The organism is Pseudomonas sp. R62 (assembly GCF_000257605.1).
Lineage (GTDB): Bacteria > Pseudomonadota > Gammaproteobacteria > Pseudomonadales > Pseudomonadaceae > Aquipseudomonas > Aquipseudomonas atacamensis.
On sequence record NZ_JH635999.1, the window covers coordinates 2337908 to 2340178 of the forward strand.

The window sequence follows — 2271 nt, forward strand, 5'->3', positions numbered from 1 at the left end:
ACTGCTGATCCACTATGCGCGCCGGTTGCTGGCGCTGTCCGCCGAAGCCACGCAAGCGCTGGCCAGTGACGTCGACCTGGAAGTGCTGCGCATCGGCATGCCGGAAGACTTCGACGCCCGGCGCATGGCACTGATCCTCGCCGGCTTCACCCGCAACCATCCGCAAGTGCGCCTGGAAACCATCAGCGGCATGAGCCTCGACCTGCGCCAACGCCTCGACGCCGGCGACATCGACATTGCCCTGATCAAACGCGAACCCGACAGCGGCCCGGCATGGGCCACCTGGCCGGAACGACTGGTCTGGGTCAAAGGCACCGAATTCGACACCTCCAGCGGTGTGCTGCCGCTGGCGCTGTTTCCGCAGGGCTGCCTGTACCGACAACGGGCGATTCGCTTGCTCGATGTGGCGCAGCGACCATGGCGAGTGGCGTTCGGCAGCCATAGCCTGACCGGGATTCAAGCGGCGGTAGCGTCTGGGTTAGGGATTTCGGTTTTGCCGGTTTCGGCGCTATTGCCAGAGCATGAGGTGTGTACGGATCTGCCGGAGTTGGCGCCGACGGAACTGGCGCTGGTTAGTCGTGAGGGAGTGTTGAGCGGGTTGCAGCGGGGGCTGGTGGAGTTTTTGCGTGGGGAATTGGGGGTGGATGCGGGGGGATTTGCCTGAATCCCCCCGGGGTTGTTTATTCGGGTTTGTTGATTTCGCGGAGCAGGTCGGCGGTGGGGATGTTCATGGTGTTTGAGTAGTAGGTTTTGTAGCCAAAGGCGGTGATGACGACTTTGCAGGGGATTTGGGTTTTATTGTATAGGAGGTTATTTAGCTCCGTTTTTGACAGGTGACGTTGTGAACTACGGTCGCTGGAGGTTTCAACCAGAAACGCGCTGGTGAGATAGGAAGATTTCTCTTTCTCTCTCTTGCTCACGTCTGAATCAATCAAACCTACGGCAGAAAATTGCATTGCTTTATCAACCGAGAAATCATGGTCATCCGCCAAGGCACACTCAAGCGTCCCTGACGCCATACCGACTCCCTCTCCACGATTAAAAAGATCCAGAACATCAACGTCCGATTGATATCGGATAGCGTACAACCGAAAACTTTCTCTTTCGACCGACACATAATTCAAATTTGCTGGAGGCTTCGCATGGTCTTTCGCACAGCCGGAACAAACGGCTAACAATGCGCAAAGCAAAAATCTGCACATCACGAAAACTCCCTCATGACTGATTCGAACAACAAATCGCTTGCGGATTTAGCTCCAGAGATAGGTGCGACAAATAGACCTTTAGCGTCTGCATGATTGGTATCTACGTTAGCATTAAGGGAAGGACCGCAAGATATGAGCCATTTTTCGCCAAAATCCGCTACACCATCTGAAGGATCTCTTTGAGTAGGCATCGCTCTGACGTTTATCCAATCCTCCGCAATGGGCTCGGGACGCTCACGATAGATATCCGAGCCTACCCACACCAATGCGCCTTCACCGACAGGGTCCAAAGTAATCAGCATAGGCACTCTGTACCCCCACTCCGACATTATTCTCGTAAGGTGCGCCCCATTCCACCCCCCAAGACTATGTCCAATAATGTAGATAGGGCAGCTTTTGTACGGTATCAGACTCAAAACATGTCGCTGAATATCTGACTTGCCTCTGACCTCGTTGTAGCCCAGCCACTCCGACTTGTATTTCCCCTCATCTTGTAACGACTCAGCACGCTTATTAAAGTCCAGCCACGCCCGTTGTATATTTCGATACGGCCCAGAGAAGTAATAACTCTCCTTATCCCCGGCCCCACCAATAAAAAGCACGATCGCCTTGGTACTTTCCACCGGCACAGGCTTGGCGCTGACATCCTTCTTGTCGGTCAGCGTATGCTCCTTGTGCAGCTTGTAAGTGTTGCCCTTCGCGCACGTTACCGTCTCCGCAGCCATTGCCTCACTCCTCCAGAAACAGCTTGATGGTTTCAGGCAGGTGCGAACTGACTTCGTGAGTAAACCCGTCGGCATCAGACACGCCATGCTCCATGCGCCCGTCGGCGCGCTGGATCATATAGGGATGGTTGGGCATCGGTTCGCCAGTTACATCGTTGACCAGTTTCAACTTGTCGGTGAAGTGCACCGGCATCGGCAGCAGACCACTGAAAGGCGCCGCGACTACGGTGTCGCCAATGATCACCGTGCCTGAACCGCCGATGACGACATTGCCGTGGCCACCGGTGCTGTCCAGCGTCGCCGCGTTCAAGCCATTGATGAACACGGTGCCAGATACAGCG

The 2271-nt window shown here is 55.1% G+C and carries 4 protein-coding genes; 1 reads left to right on the top strand and 3 read right to left on the bottom strand.

Features of this window, described 5'->3' with window-relative positions; genetic code table 11:
* A partial coding sequence (locus tag OQK_RS28270) for a LysR substrate-binding domain-containing protein (RefSeq protein ID WP_038861908.1) occupies positions 1–664 on the top strand: 664 nt, incomplete at its 5' end.
* 16 nt (positions 665–680) lie between these two features.
* Here the strand turns inward: OQK_RS28270 and OQK_RS28275 are convergent.
* The 3 genes from OQK_RS28275 to OQK_RS31800 all read right to left on the bottom strand — a co-directional run.
* Positions 681–1202, bottom strand: coding sequence for a hypothetical protein (locus tag OQK_RS28275; RefSeq protein ID WP_038861910.1), 522 nt, complete (start codon positions 1200–1202; stop codon positions 681–683).
* A complete protein-coding gene (locus tag OQK_RS28280; protein ID WP_016775430.1) occupies positions 1202–1930 on the bottom strand; it encodes a hypothetical protein in 729 nt (242 codons plus the stop codon). Before OQK_RS28280 ends, OQK_RS28275 begins: the two co-directional genes overlap by 1 nt.
* Positions 1931–1934: 4 nt before the next feature.
* On the bottom strand, positions 1935–2271 hold a 337-nt coding region (locus tag OQK_RS31800; protein WP_038861913.1), incomplete at its 5' end, for a PAAR repeat-containing protein.